Origin of the sequence: Bdellovibrio svalbardensis (assembly GCF_029531655.1) — a bacterium.
Lineage (GTDB): Bacteria > Bdellovibrionota > Bdellovibrionia > Bdellovibrionales > Bdellovibrionaceae > Bdellovibrio > Bdellovibrio svalbardensis.
In genome coordinates this window covers 142,637-155,075 of sequence record NZ_JANRMI010000001.1, presented here as the reverse complement: position 1 = coordinate 155,075, position 12,439 = coordinate 142,637, and the positions used below count along the sequence as shown (strand labels likewise).

Sequence of the window (12,439 nt, the reverse complement as noted above, 5' to 3'; positions counted from 1 at the left end):
GAATTATTTTGAAGAAAATTCCTCTACTTTTTTCTTAAAGAAATTTCCGCGATCTTCGAAGGATTTAAATTCATCCAAGCTGGTTCCGCCAGGACTGAGTAGCACTGTATCTGCGCTTTTGGCGTGATCAAAGGCATATGTCAAAGCCTCGTCTAATCTTGAAAAGCTAACCCCATCAAGTTCAGATTTCTTTTGCGCGATCTCCCGGCATTCACCGAAAAAGATGAACTCGATATCAATGAAGGCAGCTAAGACTTTCAGTTGCTCCCATGGCAGATTTTTATCCCGGCCCCCTAAAAGTAAAAATAATTTTCCACCGGGAACTAATGTGTCAAAAGCGGCCGTCGCGGCTATTAGAACGCTGTCTATTGCCGTGGCCTTACTGTCATTGATGAAGCGAATGCCTTTAGAAGTGCCTAAATTTTCAAGTCGATGAGAAAGTCCGGTAAAGTTCTTCATGGCCTCAATCGCAGAGTGTGGCCATCCCGCTTCAAGAGCCAGGGTTGCCGCCAAGGCGAGGTTGTCTTGGTTGTGCTGACCAATTAATAGAGCCTTATCAAGTTGCAAAGATTTTAATTCTGTATCATTTCTTGAAATAAAGCGAACTTGCTCAGAGTGATTCATGGTCTTTGCATATTCGACAAGATCCCCACCCTCACTATTGAGGAGCATTTTGTCTTTTGTGATAGAAAGGATCTTCCACTTTGTTTCGTAGTAGTGCTGAAGATTTTCGTAACGTTCAAGATGATTCGAAGTTAGGAAGGTAATGGCCGATAGGTCCAAGAAAAGACCATCGCAATTTTCCAGTTGATAGCTCGAAAGTTCTAAAACAACCCAATCGGCAGGTTTACGAACGCCTTCGACTAAGTCGGCGGCATATTCAGCAAAAGGGGTTCCTAAATTTCCGCCCACAAAAGCGGTTTTTGAAAATGCGGCTAGACCTGCCTGCAGAAGAGATACTGTGGTGCTTTTTCCCACGGACCCAGTAACTCCAATCAATTTTTCAGTGGTAAGAAATGAACATGAAAGTGAAATCTCACTGGTGACCTCAATACCATGTTGGCGAGCCGATTGGATCCATTGGGAAGCAAGGGGAACGCCTGGAGAGACGACGAGGGTTTTCGGTTGGACCTCAGACATGAGTTTACTCGGATCATTGTAGTCTGCGGTCGCTAACTTTCCATCAAAGCATTTGATAGCGTTTGCGGAGACCCCGGCGGCTAGAAGCAGGCGTTTAGCTGCTTCACCACTTTTTCCCATACCGACAATTGCAATTGGTGTCTTGAGGTTCTTGATAAATTCGTTCATCTCGAGGATCATATTCGTGGGAGGCAGATTTGCCCACTTCTTTTTTTGATAACACAGGTACGGACTTTCGATCGGCGCAGTACACAGCGGTGATCAGTGATTTGCATTTATCAGAGGCAGAGCCTGTGAATATCCGCTTCCCATTGTGGAAGAAGTTTAAAACGAGGCAATTCTTCTTTGATGATGTTTTTGAAACCTTTCTTAAACATATCGAAGAAAAAGCTCAAGGCGCTCCCATCGAGTTGATTCTTAATGGCGATATCTTTGATTTTGACAGTGTTATGGCCCTGCCTGAGCAGCCGGCTTTTCATGTTAGCTGGTTAGAACGTCATCGCGGCCTCTTCCCGCGCCAAGAGCGTTCACGATTTAAGATCGAAAAAATTCTTAAAGATCATGCTGATTTTATGAAATCGTTGCGTGAATTTGTATTGCGTGGTCATCGAGTCATATTTGTGACAGGCAATCACGATCTCGAACTTCATTTTCCGGCGGTGCAAGAGGAAATTCTTCGGTCTTTAAATCTGCCCGAAGATAAAGTTCAGCAAATACGTTTTGTCGAATGGTTTTATATCTCCAATCAAGACACTCTGATTGAGCACGGCAATCAGTATGACCCATATTGCATGTGCGAAGACCCGATCAATCCCTATGTTCGAGGATATAATTATGTCTCATTGAAGCTTCCGTTTGGAAATTTGGCTTCGCGGTACATTTCGAATGGTATGGGATTTTTCAATCCTCATGTGGACACGAACTATATTATGACCCTGTCCGAGTATATTAAGTTCTTCTTCAAATATATTTGGAAGGCGCAGCCGGGGCTGGTTTTTACCTGGTTTTGGGGCTCGCTTGCGACCTTAATTCACGCTTCTTTTGACCGTTTGTCGGCTCCAATTCGCAATCCCTTAAGCATTGAAGACCGTGTGTCGCTTATCGCACGAAAGGCCAATGCGGAAGATCGAATGGTGCGTGAGTTGAAGGAGTTGTTTTCGGACCCAGCCGCGAGTCAGCCCATGCTCCTGGCGCGTGAATTATGGTTGGATCGGGCGTTCATCGTATTTATTGCCTTCTTCTTGATTTTCCAACTGATGGTCTTTGTGCGATCGGTATATGAAGCTTCATTTTTCTGGGCGTTTATTCCCCTATTTGCTTTGCTGCCGTTCTTTTTGTTTTATAGCAAATCAATCAGCTCTTTGGTTTCAAGCTACAAAGAGCCGGATGATCGTGTGCTCGCTATGGCCAGCGCGATCACGAAGGTGAAGCGAATTATATATGGACACACCCATATCACTCGCCATGAAATTATTGGATCGGTGGAACATCTGAACAGCGGATGCTGGTCTCCTGCATTCCTAGATGTTGAGTGCACAAAACCTCTGGATCAAAAGACTTTTGTGTGGATTTCTCCCGGAGAAAATAACGTTCGACAGGCTGAATTGATGCGATTCCTCGAAGGAAAATCTGAAGTTGTGAATCCATCTGCGCGTTAAAATAGCGTGATGAGGTTAAGGCGCATCTCAACTTAGTGCGCCGCAAAAATGATTTTTCTTTGTCAATTCCTAGACCCTATGCAAACCTTTTAATGTTACATTTAATCACGCATGGAGAGGTTCAACATGACAGAAGTTCTTGTAGTAACTAGCAAAGTAAAAAAATTGATCAAAGAAAAAGGTGGCATGAACACTTCAGCTGAGACTATCGACGTACTTAGCAAAGCTATTGAGCAACTTTGCTTGAAAGGCGTAGACAGCGCTAAAGCTGATGGCCGCAAAACAGTAATGGCTCGTGATATCGTTATTGATCATCTTTAATTAGTTTTTGAAAAGTAGGTCTTCTTATTTTTCAATTCCTTAAAGAACAAAAAACCCACAGTTTTGCTGTGGGTTTTTTTATTTGTAATTCCTAAAGCATCTGTTGGAGTTCGTCCCAAGAGATGATTTTCACCCCGAGGCTTTGTGCCTTTTCGACTTTGGATCCAGGATCATCGCCGACGACCAGATAGCTCAATTTAGAAGATACCGAGCTTAATATTTTGCCGCCATTTTTTTCGATAACATCTTTTGCGTCGTCTCGTTTGACAGGCAGTGTTCCTGTAATCAAGAAGCTCATACCCGACAAAGCCCCTTCGGTCGCACGCACGGGATTGGTGATGTGAACACCGAGTTTCTGCATGTCGTGAACCTCTTGAACTAAACGCGCATTCGCGGTCCATTCGATAATGGATTTGGCCACCTTTGGTCCAATTTCCGGGACTTGAAGCAGCTCTTCTTCATTGGCCTTCAAAAAGTTTTCGATGTTAACAAAATGATCTGCCAGAAGTTTTCCAGTTTGTTCGCCGACAAAGCGAATTCCCAAGGCAAAGATAAAGCGTGCGAGTGGTGGGTTTTTGCTCTTTTCAATGCTGGCAATTATATTTTCGGCGGATTTTTCGCCCTGTCGGTCCAAAGACAGGATTTGTTCTTTTGTCAGGCGATAGAAATCTGAGAAGCAAGTTAGTAGCTTGTGGTCGACAAGAGTTTCAATGAGACGATCACCAACTTTATCAATATTCATCGCTCGTCTGGCAACAAAGTGCTTGAGCGACTCTTTAACTACAGCGACACACAATGGATTCACACATCGAGTGACAACTTCACCCTCGAGTTTTTCGACAGGTGATTTACAAGCAGGACATGCAGTGGGCATCAAAAAGGGAATGCTATTTTTGGGCCGCTTATCCAGAACAACCGATACGACTTCGGGAATAACATCACCAGCTCTTTGAATGACGACGGTGTCGCCCACGCGCACATCTTTGCGGTTGATCTCGTCTTGATTGTGAAGAGTCGCATTAGTGACGGTGACGCCCCCTACTTTAACGGGAGTCATAATAGCTACAGGCGTGAGGGCGCCGGTGCGGCCGACTTGAACATTGATCTCTTCAATTACTGTTGTCGCTTGTTCAGGTTTAAATTTTGCGGCAGTGGCCCAGCGTGGACTGCGCGCAACCAAACCCAAATCATCCTGAATTCTGAGCGAGTTCACTTTTACGACGATTCCATCGATATCAAATGGCAATGAAGGGCGAACTGTTCCAATATGATGATAATAATCAACGACTTCTTGAGGGCCCTTGCAGACGCGCACGAGATCAGAATTTGCTTTCAGAGCTGTCGGAATCCCATGTTCTGCAAAGTATTCTTCAATACCTTCCTGGGTCTTAAACGAAAGACCTTCGACCATGCCCAGAGCATATCCGAAGAACTTCAACGGGCGCGAGGCTGTAACTTTGGGATCAAGCTGGCGCATGGATCCGGCCGCGGCATTGCGAGGATTTGCAAAGGTCTGCTGCCCATTTTCTTGCTGTGCTTCATTTAATTTTGCGAAATCCTGTTTGAAGATTAAAACTTCGCCACGCACTTCAAGAATCTCAGGCGCGTCTTTGGTTGCAAGTTTCAGAGGTATACTTTTGATGGTTTTGATGTTTTGGGTGACATCTTCACCAACGGTACCGTCACCTCGGGTGAGGGCGCGAATAAGTTGACCCTTCTCATAGACCAACTCCATGGAGAGTCCGTCAAATTTCGGCTCACAGAAGTACTCAATTTCATTTTCAGTATTGAGGAATTTTTTTACGCGCTCATCGAAATCGAAGATATCTTCAGGCGAATAACTATTGCCCAAGGAAAGCATCGGAATTCGATGGTTTACTTTTTTGAAAGACTCAAGAACCTGGCCTCCGACGCGTTGGGAGGGTGAATCAGAAATGCCCAAACCCTCAGTTGTTGCCTCAAGATCCAAAAGCTCTTGAAACAATTGATCGTATTCAAAATCTGTAATTGTTGGCTTATCGAGGACGTAATAGTTGTGATCATGGGTTGAGATGAGTTTTTTCAACTCCTCATGACGTACTTGGGGGCTTCCTTGGCTATTTTTCTGAGTTCGCTTTTGGGACATAGGTCGGACTTTAGCAAGGGAATCTCGGCGAATCACGCGGAAGCTTTCCTGTTGCAGCGCTACAACTGGTCCTCCTTCAGGGACTTGGTGACTGACACAGGAATTTTTATTACATTCTTAAGCGTTAAATCCCCATGGATCACTCCATAAATGCCAGATTCGAAAAATAGGAGATTGTCGTGATTGATAAAAAAACCATCGAGCATATTGCCAAACTTGCTCGCCTGCATATCACCGAAGCGGAAGCAGCTCAGTACAGCGCTCAACTTGAAAAAGTTCTTCATAACTTTGAACAAATCGCAAAGGTCGACACAGCTGGTGTTGAACCATTGATCACCCCTACCGAAATTGAAGCTTACTGGCGCGATGACGAAGCAAAAAAAGACTTCACCGCAGAAGAGATGACTGCAAATGCTCCATCTCGCACGGGCAACCTCTTTAAAGTACCACCGGTTGTATAAGGATTATGAATATGGAATTAACATTTGCCTCATTGAGTGAAATTTCTGACGCCGTTAAATCTAAGAAGGTCAGTGCGAAAGAAGTGACGGCGCACTTTCAATCCCGCATTCAGGCTTTGAATCCAAAGTTGAATGCTTTTACATCTTTAAATCAAGACGCTTTGAAAGATGCGGAAGCTATTGATGCTCGCATCGCTAAAGGCGAAAATGTGGGCGCATTGGCGGGTGTTCCTTTTGGCATCAAAGAAATGCTTTGCACAAAAGGTCTTACGACTACCGCGGGATCAAAGATGCTTAGCAACTTCGTTCCTCCCTACGACGCAACTGTAGTGGCTCGCTTGAAGCAAGCCGGCGTGGTTGTGATGGGAAAATTGAATCAAGACGAGTTCGCTATGGGCTCTTCGAACGAAACATCTTTTCATGGCAATGTTAAAAATCCATGGGACTTGGAAAGAGTTCCTGGGGGCTCTTCAGGTGGTTCGGCAGCTGCGCAATCGGCGCGCTTGGTGGCCGGTACTATTGGAACCGACACAGGTGGATCGATTCGTCAGCCAGCAAGTTTTTGCGGTATCGTGGGCGTTAAGCCAACGTATGGTCGTGTAAGCCGTTACGGCATTATCGCTTTTGCTTCTTCTTTGGATCAAGCGGGTCCGATGGTAAGTTCTGTGCAAGATGCGGCACTTACAATGGAAGCAATTTGTGGCCATGACCCGATGGACTCTACAACCTCACAAAAAGCAGTTCCACAATGGAGCAAAAATATTTCTACCAATATCAAAGGTATGAAAATTGGTGTTATTAAAGAATACATGAAAGGTGGCTTGGACGCTGATGTTCAAAAAACTTTCGATGATTCTTTGGAAACGCTAAAAAAAATGGGTGCTGAAATCGTTGAAGTTTCAGTATCAATGACAGAGTTTGCCGTACCAATTTATTATCTGGTAGCGACCAGCGAAGCTTCCTCTAACTTAGCTCGTTATGATGGTGTGCGCTTCGGTTATCGTTCGGAATTCAAAAACTTGTCGTCTATCGATCTTGAAGATTTCTATGGAAAGACACGTGGCGAAGGATTTGGTAATGAAGTAAAGCGCCGTATTATGCTTGGCACTTATTGTCTTTCAAGCGGCTACTATGATGCTTTCTACAATAAGGCAGGCCAAGTTCGTCGTCTTCTAACGAATCAATATTTAGCGGCTTTCAAGCAATGTGATGCTATTGTTAGCCCGGTCACAACGTCTCCAGCTTTCAAAATTGGTGAACTTGTGAATGATCCATTGACGATGTATTTGAATGACATCTTCACAACCTCAACAAACTTGGCGGGCCTTCCTGGCATGAGCGTTCCTTTTGGAATGTCTAAGGCCGGCTTGCCTATCGGCATCCAACTGACTGCGAGCCACTTTGAAGAGCAAAAAATGCTCAACGTTGCTGCCGCTCTTGAGAGCGTTTCTCCGGTGAAAGGAAAAAATCCACATGTCATCTAGAGGTTATGAACCAGTAATTGGTATCGAAATTCACGTACAACTTAGTACGAAAAGTAAAATGTTCTGTGCGGATCCTACGACGTTTGATGCTGGAGATAACGAAAACGTTTCGCCCATCAGCGCCGGAATGCCGGGTACTTTGCCGGTTGTGAATAAAAAAGCAATCGAGTACGCGATCAAAACAGGTTTGGCATTGGGTTGCGAAATCCGCAAAAAATCAGTTTTTGCTCGTAAAAACTATTTCTATCCAGATCTTCCTAAGGGCTACCAGATCTCTCAGTACGATCAGCCAATTTGCGAAAGTGGTACGATCACTTTCAAGGTAGATGGTGTGGATAAAACTGTGAGTATCACCAGAGCCCACTTGGAAGAAGATGCTGGTAAATCAAATCACTCTGGTGACTACACTTTGATCAATTTGAATCGCGCAGGCATTCCACTTCTTGAGATCGTGACGGGTCCGGATATGCGCACTCCTGCTGAAGCTGCAGAGTACGGCAGAGCTGTTCGCCAAATCGTTCGCTATCTGGATGTGTGCGATGGAAATCTTGAAGAAGGATCGATGCGTTGTGACTGCAACGTTTCCGTTCGCAAAGTGGGCGCACCTCAATTCGGAACGAAAGTGGAAATCAAAAACGTAAATTCATTCCGTTTCGTTGAAAAAGCGATCGAATATGAAATTGAACGCCAAATCGACGCTCTTGAGCGTGGCGAAAAAATTGTTCAGGAAACCCGCTTGTGGGATCCGGATAAAAACCGTACGGTTTCAATGCGTGCTAAAGAAGATGCCCAAGACTATCGCTACTTCCCAGATCCGGATCTTTTGCCACTGATCGTGACAGAAGCCATGGTTGAAGGTTTCCGCAAAGAGTTGCCGGAGTTGCCGATTGCCCGTGCGAAGCGCTTCCAAGCGGAACAAGGCTTGCCGGAATACGATGCTTTGGTTTTGACGACTGAAAAAGCTTTGGCAGATTTCTATGAAGAAACAGCGAAAGAGTCTAAAAACTTTAAAGCTTCTTCTAACTGGGTCATGACTGAGCTCTTGCGTGAACTTAATAATGCAAATAAGGACATCACTGATTCGCCGATCAAACCAAAACAATTGGGTCGCATGGTGGCTTTGATTGATAACGGCACGATCTCTGGAAAAATTGCAAAAACAGTTTTCCAGGAAATGTGGCAGTCAGGCAAAGATCCAGAAGTGATCGTTAAAGAAAAAGGACTTGTGCAAATCACGGATCCGGCGGCGATCGCAAAGATCATCGATGAGGTTCTGGCTGCGAATGCACAAAACGTTGAAGACCATAAGTCAGGTAAAAAGAAAAATCTCTTTGGCTTTTTCGTGGGTGCTGTAATGAAAGCTTCAAAAGGACAGGCGAATCCTGAACTTGTGAACCAAATCTTGCTGGAGAAATTGAAATAATATGAAGGTGGCGGCCCTTGATCTTGGAACAAATACTTTTCTTTGTCTGATTGCTGAAGGCAATGAGACCGGGATAACCAAAGTTCATAAAGACTTGGTGGAGGTTGTTCGATTAGGCCAAGGAGTCGACAAGACCGGAGAGCTTCAGGATGAAGCTCTCGACCGTGCACGCAAATGCCTTACTGAATTCAAAAAGGAAATCGACAAGCATCATGTCGATAAGATTCTTGCGATGGCTACATCGGCCGCTCGCGACGCTCGCAATGGCCAAGAGCTTTTTGATATCGGCAAGGAGCTGGGTATTCCCATAGAGGTTATACCTGGTGAGGATGAGGCTCGCATCAGCTATCAAGGTGCTACTGGTGGAGTCATTGAGCCAAACAAAACAAATCTTGTCGTGGATGTCGGCGGTGGTTCAACAGAACTTATTGTGGGACGCGGAGAAGAGATTCTTTTTGGCGAAAGCTTGAATATCGGGGGCGTTCGTCTTACCGAAAAGTTTGTTACTCAACAGCCTGTTTCTCCGCGCGAGCAGGAACAACTTTCTCAATATATAAATGAGCAGATTCAAAAGATTCTTCCAGATCTGCAGAAAAATAAGCTGGATCAAATTATTGCAGTGGCGGGAACTCCCACGTCGATTGTTGCCATTGAGGTGGGCGGTTTTGACGAAAAGAAAGTTGACGGCTTCTTTCTTTCAAAAGAACGTCTGAAATTTTGGGTTCATGAGTTTTCCCAAACTTCTGTCGAGGAAAAGCGAACAAAGTACCAACTTGGTGGTCGAGCCGATATTATCTTTGCGGGGGCTTCTATTTTGTTAAATGTCGTGGAAGCTCTTAACATGGATGGTATCTGTGTATCCACTAAAGGGGTGAGATATGGTGTCGCTCTTGAGATGCTTCGTAGTAGCTCTCGTTCTTAGTTTTTCTGCGAACTCATTCGCGGCTCTTCAATTTACAAAAAAGAAAGTCACACTGGGCTCCAAGACTTTTGTCGTGGAAGTGGCTGAAACCATGCCTCAGCATGAGCGCGGTTTAATGTTTGTAAATAAACTCGATGAAGATCAAGGCATGCTCTTTATTTTTAAAAATGAAGAGACTCGATTTTTTTGGATGAAAAATACTTTGATTGATCTTTCAATTGGGTTTTTTGACAAAGATAAAACTTTAGTCGATGTCCAGGAGATGAAATCAGGACAAAATATCAGTGATGCAAACCTTCCTTCTTATGCGAGTGCGAAACCCGCGAAATATGCACTAGAGATGAATAAGGGATGGTTTGATAAGAACAAAATCAAACTGGGTTCGAAATTGAAGATACACCCCTAAGTCCAGTGGCGGCGGAAATATTTGCCAGCCTTCCATCTTGGCTTTAGATTGTTAATAACGCTTTACCGAAACAGTATGTTTCGTAGCATCACTCAAGGACGAAAAAATGATGAAAAAGCTCGTTGTCTTAATCGCTTCTCTTGGACTGGCCGTACAGCTTAGTGGCTGCAGTCTATTCAGCAGCGAAAATAAATCCGACGCAGAAGTAACCGCTGACGTAGATTCCGCCGATCTCGAAAAGCTTGAAGGCGATGAAGCGCTTTTGGCTGCTGACAACTCTTCGTTGGCAAGCGATCAACTTCCTGAAGATGCATTGGGTGAATCGGCTCCAAAGGCTGAATCTCAAGCGATCGCTGCAGCGCCGGCAACTCCAGCTCCTGTTGAAACAACTTCAAATGAAGCTCTACCTGCAGATCCATTCGCAGAAAATACAGCGGCGGCTGAAATTGCACCTCCACCTGCTGAGTCGAATACAACAATTGTAGACAGCGGAACCACAACGACTCCTGAGTCTGTTCCAATGCTTGAAAGTACGACAACAACAACAACGGTTGAAACTCCGGCTCCTAAGAAGGCATCTGCCTCACTTCAAAAGGTGGCAACGGCTCCTTGGAAGGTTGGAAAAACCTGGTTCAATACAGTTTACTTCGCACGTCCTGGCGATTCATTGGCAAGCATCTCTCAAATGATTTATGGTGCTGATAAAACTGCTGAACTAAAAAAAGGGAACGCAACTTTCAAAAGTCGTTCTGTAAAACCGGGCGACAAAGTTTACTACAATTCGCCACATCGTCCTGATGATTCTGCACGAATGATTACCTTCTACGAGGACAATGGTGTCGCTCCTGAAGTTTACGTGGCGAAATCAGGTGATAATATCCGTAAAGTTTCAAAAAATCTTTTGGGATATCCAAATGCATGGAAAGAAGTTTGGGCTACAAACTCTATCGACTCTAAAGATGCAATTCCAGAAGGTACTGAATTGCATTTCTGGAAAGGTGGCAACGTAGCCGCAGCACCTGCTGCTCCGGCACAACCGGATATGCAAATGGCTCCACCTCCTGCGCAGGAAATGCCAGCTGCACCAACTGAACTTGCAGGGCAAGCGCCTCTAGGAGAAGCTCCACATCAAGCTCAAGCGGAAATTCCACCACCACCGCCAATGCCTGAGCAAGCTCCAGAGATGGCGCCACCTCCGCCGCCTCCAGATATGGCACAAAACCAAATGGCTCCGCCACCACCACCTCCTCCAGCGGAAGCTATCAATCCACCACCACCTCCGCAGAAAAAGCATCAAATGGAGGAAGCTCCAGCTGGTGGAATGGATAACGATACAACTCTTGCTTTGGCAGTTGTTGGTTTGGCGGCCGCGGGTCTTGCAGGTCTCATCGTTATGAGAAAGAAAAGAAAACAAAAAGAAGCTGAACAGCAGGCGATGGAACACACCCACGTCGGAACATAAAGAAAAAGGGCGCTTGAGGCGCCCTTTCTTTTTTAATCGTTGGATCGTTGATATCTCAATTAAAACTTATCCGACCTTTTTAAAGATCGAGTTCATAACAGAGCGGGCTTCAGAGCGACCGTTCTCTACGAAGTAAATCAAGTCATCGACAATCTGAACGTCTCTGTTGTTGGTTGGCATAAACTTGATGCCACAGCCAGCAGAATTGATCCAAATCACATGAGCTGCGATTTTTCTTTCTCGTCCTGCGACGACAAACATTAAGTTGAGTTTTTCATTGGCGCGAACATCTCCGCCTGCGAACTCTAAGAAGGCTCCCGTGATGCTGATATTTTTAAGCGTGCCCAGTGTCTCTTCACGCGCATAGTTGCGCTTGAAAGATACCTCGAGGTTCAGAGGGGTTCTTGGTGCCGGAACATTAATCGTGTCCTCCACTTTTGATCTCCTTGTGCTTATAAGTGTGCGATAATTACGTTTCGGTATTGCTTGGCAAAAATTAATACCTGTTAGAGGTAATTTTGCAAAAAATGATAGCACCCGGAAAAACCGGACGTCTTGAATCGATACTTAACGTGTTGAAATAGCGGGAAATTGTTTAAACTGAATATCAACTAGACCGAGCACATGATAGAGGTGTTTCTGAAGAGCTGCGGCTCTCTTTGGGATCAGAAAGTTTAGAAATCTGTCGAAGTTTTTGCCTCTTTCGATCTTCTATAAAAAAGTAGCGCCAGTGCCAAGGGAATCAATAGTTGTTTAGGTTTCAAACTTGAAATTCATTGTTGGCGAGTCCCATTTTAAGTGTCCTAGAAGGAATAAATCACAAACTTAATACTTGGCGACCATTTGTTTAGTTGAAAATTAGTTAATATTTACAGCAACTTACATTAAATCAATCCATTGCAAGAAAGGCCCTGCGGAGGCCAAAAAGATTTTCGATTGACAAGATATCCCAATTTCTAGGAAAGTTAGGGCAAGCACACAGTTTGGGTCCAGTCGGATCAAACTTCATTATGTACCGATCTTTCTCTCTTATTATA

At 44.7% G+C, this 12,439-nt stretch carries 11 protein-coding genes; 8 read left to right on the top strand and 3 right to left on the bottom strand.

The window, feature by feature from the left end; translation table 11 throughout:
* Positions 1–3: 3 nt before the first annotated feature.
* Positions 4–1,308 (bottom strand): UDP-N-acetylmuramoyl-L-alanine--D-glutamate ligase, encoded by a 1,305-nt coding sequence (murD, locus tag NWE73_RS00760; RefSeq protein WP_277576354.1) that lies wholly within the window; start codon positions 1,306–1,308, stop codon positions 4–6.
* Between the two features lie 29 nt (positions 1,309–1,337).
* Here murD and NWE73_RS00755 point away from each other — a divergent pair, with 29 nt between their 5' ends.
* Together NWE73_RS00755 and NWE73_RS00750 are read left to right on the top strand one after the other, a co-directional pair.
* Positions 1,338–2,798 (top strand): metallophosphoesterase, encoded by a 1,461-nt coding sequence (locus NWE73_RS00755; RefSeq protein ID WP_277576353.1) that lies wholly within the window; start codon positions 1,338–1,340, stop codon positions 2,796–2,798.
* 126 nt (positions 2,799–2,924) lie between these two features.
* A complete protein-coding gene (locus NWE73_RS00750) occupies positions 2,925–3,119 on the top strand; it encodes a hypothetical protein (RefSeq protein ID WP_277576352.1) in 195 nt (64 codons plus the stop codon).
* 91 nt (positions 3,120–3,210) lie between these two features.
* Here NWE73_RS00750 and ligA read toward each other — a convergent pair whose 3' ends face one another.
* A complete protein-coding gene (ligA, locus tag NWE73_RS00745; protein WP_277576351.1) occupies positions 3,211–5,244 on the bottom strand; it encodes an NAD-dependent DNA ligase LigA in 2,034 nt (677 codons plus the stop codon).
* A gap of 179 nt (positions 5,245–5,423) precedes the next feature.
* On the opposite strand from ligA, the gene gatC reads away from it, so the two are divergent.
* From gatC to NWE73_RS00715, 6 genes are all read left to right on the top strand, one after another.
* Positions 5,424–5,705 (top strand): Asp-tRNA(Asn)/Glu-tRNA(Gln) amidotransferase subunit GatC, encoded by a 282-nt coding sequence (gene gatC, locus NWE73_RS00740; RefSeq protein WP_277576350.1) that lies wholly within the window; start codon positions 5,424–5,426, stop codon positions 5,703–5,705.
* Between the two features lie 11 nt (positions 5,706–5,716).
* The gene (gene gatA, locus NWE73_RS00735; protein WP_277576349.1) at positions 5,717–7,189 is read left to right on the top strand and encodes an Asp-tRNA(Asn)/Glu-tRNA(Gln) amidotransferase subunit GatA; all 1,473 of its coding nucleotides are present in this window, start codon (positions 5,717–5,719) and stop codon (positions 7,187–7,189) included.
* Complete coding sequence (gene gatB / locus NWE73_RS00730; protein WP_277576348.1) at positions 7,179–8,612, top strand: Asp-tRNA(Asn)/Glu-tRNA(Gln) amidotransferase subunit GatB; 1,434 nt, start codon at positions 7,179–7,181, stop codon at positions 8,610–8,612. The genes gatA and gatB overlap by 11 nt, the downstream gene beginning before the upstream one ends.
* A 1-nt stretch (position 8,613) precedes the next feature.
* A complete protein-coding gene (locus NWE73_RS00725) occupies positions 8,614–9,534 on the top strand; it encodes a Ppx/GppA phosphatase family protein (RefSeq protein WP_277576347.1) in 921 nt (306 codons plus the stop codon).
* The gene (locus tag NWE73_RS00720; protein ID WP_277576346.1) at positions 9,503–9,940 is read left to right on the top strand and encodes a DUF192 domain-containing protein; all 438 of its coding nucleotides are present in this window, start codon (positions 9,503–9,505) and stop codon (positions 9,938–9,940) included. Before NWE73_RS00725 ends, NWE73_RS00720 begins: the two co-directional genes overlap by 32 nt.
* A gap of 106 nt (positions 9,941–10,046) precedes the next feature.
* Positions 10,047–11,402 carry an LPXTG cell wall anchor domain-containing protein gene (locus NWE73_RS00715; RefSeq protein ID WP_277576345.1) on the top strand — a complete coding sequence of 452 codons (1,356 nt, stop codon included), beginning with the start codon at positions 10,047–10,049 and terminating at the stop codon, positions 11,400–11,402.
* A 66-nt stretch (positions 11,403–11,468) separates the two neighbouring features.
* Here NWE73_RS00715 and NWE73_RS00710 read toward each other — a convergent pair whose 3' ends face one another.
* Positions 11,469–11,837 carry a PilZ domain-containing protein gene (locus NWE73_RS00710; protein ID WP_277576344.1) on the bottom strand — a complete coding sequence of 123 codons (369 nt, stop codon included), beginning with the start codon at positions 11,835–11,837 and terminating at the stop codon, positions 11,469–11,471.
* Positions 11,838–12,439: the final 602 nt, after the last annotated feature.

Excerpts from the sequence above, each read along its gene's own strand:
- murD (WP_277576354.1), bottom strand. The coding sequence starts at position 1,308 with ATGAACGAATTTATCAAGAACCTCAAGACACCAATTGCAATTGTCGGT.
- NWE73_RS00750 (WP_277576352.1), top strand. The coding sequence starts at position 2,925 with ATGACAGAAGTTCTTGTAGTAACTAGCAAAGTAAAAAAATTGATCAAA.
- ligA (WP_277576351.1), bottom strand. The coding sequence starts at position 5,244 with ATGTCCCAAAAGCGAACTCAGAAAAATAGCCAAGGAAGCCCCCAAGTA.
- gatA (WP_277576349.1), top strand. The coding sequence starts at position 5,717 with ATGGAATTAACATTTGCCTCATTGAGTGAAATTTCTGACGCCGTTAAA.
- gatB (WP_277576348.1), top strand. The coding sequence starts at position 7,179 with ATGTCATCTAGAGGTTATGAACCAGTAATTGGTATCGAAATTCACGTA.
- NWE73_RS00725 (WP_277576347.1), top strand. The coding sequence starts at position 8,614 with ATGAAGGTGGCGGCCCTTGATCTTGGAACAAATACTTTTCTTTGTCTG.
- NWE73_RS00715 (WP_277576345.1), top strand. The coding sequence starts at position 10,047 with ATGATGAAAAAGCTCGTTGTCTTAATCGCTTCTCTTGGACTGGCCGTA.